At 64.9% G+C, this 2,265-nt stretch carries 3 protein-coding genes and 1 pseudogene; all 4 read left to right on the top strand.

Translation table 11 applies throughout. The features are described from left to right. On the top strand, positions 1–487 hold a 487-nt coding region (locus PHQ87_RS02810; RefSeq protein WP_300230983.1), incomplete at its 5' end, for a hypothetical protein. 171 nt (positions 488–658) lie between these two features. Continuing rightward, the gene (locus tag PHQ87_RS02815; RefSeq protein ID WP_300230985.1) at positions 659–1,012 is read left to right on the top strand and encodes a VanZ family protein; all 354 of its coding nucleotides are present in this window, start codon (positions 659–661) and stop codon (positions 1,010–1,012) included. 31 nt (positions 1,013–1,043) lie between these two features. Beyond that, positions 1,044–1,814, top strand: a complete 771-nt coding sequence (gene aat, locus PHQ87_RS02820) for a leucyl/phenylalanyl-tRNA--protein transferase (RefSeq protein ID WP_300230988.1) — start codon at positions 1,044–1,046, stop codon at positions 1,812–1,814. Further along, positions 1,811–2,265: pseudogene (locus tag PHQ87_RS02825) on the top strand (arginyltransferase); the annotation flags it as partial. The gene aat and the pseudogene PHQ87_RS02825, both read left to right, overlap by 4 nt.

Below are 2,265 nucleotides of genomic sequence, written 5' to 3' on the forward strand. Positions count from 1 at the left end.
CAGTGCGGGCGCCACCGGCATCGACAAGGAGGGGCTGCGCTTCACCATCGACGGTCCCGCTTTCGGTGGACCCGTGAGCTTTGTCGTGCCAGGAGGCGGCGACCACCTGCGCTTGTACATGAGCGACCGCATGTTCAGCCTCATGCTCAAGCAACAGCGCGGCGTGCGCTCCGAAGACGGCAAGCACCTGCTAAAGACAGTGGTGCTCGGCACGGAGCCTGCCGGCGCGGGCGAGTTCACTGAATCTTCCAGTGTGTCCGAGTTCACGCTGGGATTCGTCGCGCACGAGGGGACGCCGCAAAGCGAGAACGTGTCGATGAGTTTCCGCTCCAAGGGCATCAAACAGCCCGTCCGTCTGGTGGTCAAGCGCTACGATCTCAAGAACAGTGTCACGAGCGGACACTTCAATGCGCGCCTTCGCCGCAGCAACAGCAAAAGCAGAGACCAGTTTTATGAAGCCAATGGCGAATACCTGGTCAAGAACTAGAGCCTGCCGCCATGCGTCGCCCGCCCCGAGGATGACCGCCTTGACCAGCGGGCCGATGGGATAGGAGCGGTCCTGCAGGCCGCCATGGGCACGAACCGGTTGACCAGGTTCCATCCTTCGGCCTCTTCTGATCCAATTGGCGCATTCACTTCGACCCTTGTGCACGCCACCATGCCCCGCAATTTCTGGCGACTGAGCTTCTGGTCATTGCTGGCCCTCGTCACCACCGCTTCTCTCATGCCGACGGAGCAACTGCCACCCCAGGTCTTCAATATCTGGGACAAGGCCCAGCACGCCGCTGGCTTCCTCGTGCTGACCGGTTTCGGCCTGCTTGCCTACGGCATGTCCGCCTGGCGCTGGGCCATGGTCATGGGGGCGTACGGTGCGGGCATTGAGATCGCACAGGCCGCCAGCGGCTGGCGCACCGGTGATGTGCTCGACTGGCTGGCCGACATGAGCGGCGTTGCGCTGGCCTTGCTGGCACACACTGCCCTGTTCCGCCGCCACCAGCCGGTGCGCCGCTGAAGCGGCCCCGGGACTGCCTCACCCGACGCGCATGACCCAGCCGCCCCCGACCCGCCCCCTGCCCTGGCTGGAGCCCGGACAGCCCTTTCCACCGATCCATGAAGCCTGGGGCGCGGGCGATCCCGCACCAGGCCTGCTCGCGGCCGGCGGCACACTCGATGTCCCGACGCTCATCAGCGCCTATTCGCAGGGCATTTTTCCCTGGTACAGCGCGGGTCAGCCCGTGCTGTGGTGGAGCACCGACCCGCGCATGGTGCTGGATCCCTGGCGTTTCCGTCTGCACCATTCCCTGGCCAAGGAGATGCGGGCACTGCTGAGACAACAGCGGCTGCACATCCGGATGGACCACCACTTCGGGCGCGTGATCCGGGCCTGCGCCCACACACCACGCAACGGCCAGAGCGGTACCTGGATCCTGCCGCCCATGATCGACGCCTATGTCCGGCTTCACCGGGCCGGCATTGCGCACAGTGTCGAAACCTGGATCGATGGTGAACTGGTCGGTGGCCTGTACTGCATCAACCTTGGGGGCATGGTGTTCGGTGAATCGATGTTCAACCGGCGCAGCAACGCGTCCAAGATGGCACTGGCCGCGCTGGTGGCCTTCTGCCGGGCACACCGACTGCCGCTGATCGACTGTCAGCAGGAAACCCCCCACCTTGGATCCATGGGCGCCTGCACCATTGCCCGCGACGAGTTCTCTCGCCGGTCCAGGCAGGCACAACGCCTGGCCGCTCCCATCTGGACTTTCGACCCCGTATACTGGACGGAACTCTTTGACAGCCCCGCTGCACCCGCGTGACGCACCTCAAGGACCTTCCATTCCAGGCGCTTCAGTTCTACGCCACGGCGCCTTATCCGTGCAGTTACATCGCCGGGCGGTCCGCCCGTTCGCAGGTGGCCACCCCCAGCCACCTGATTCACAGCGATGCTTATTCCGAGCTGGTTGCTCTGGGCTTCCGGCGCAGCGGCATGTTCACCTACCGGCCCTACTGCGACGGCTGCCAGGCCTGCATACCGCTGCGCATCCCCGTCGGGCGATTTGCACCCAACCGCACACAGCGTCGCTGCCAGCGTGAGCACGCCATGCTGCAGACACGGGTGCTGCCCCTGTGCTTCGTGCCCGAGCACTACCAGCTCTACCTGCGCTACCAGAGCAGCCGCCACGCCGGCGGTGGCATGGACCAGGACAGCATTGACCAGTACACCCAGTTCCTGCTGCAAAGCCGGGTCAACTCCCGGCTGGTCGAGTT

The sequence above is a fragment of the Hydrogenophaga sp. genome, from assembly GCF_028698005.1.
Taxonomy (GTDB): Bacteria; Pseudomonadota; Gammaproteobacteria; order Burkholderiales; family Burkholderiaceae_C; genus Hydrogenophaga.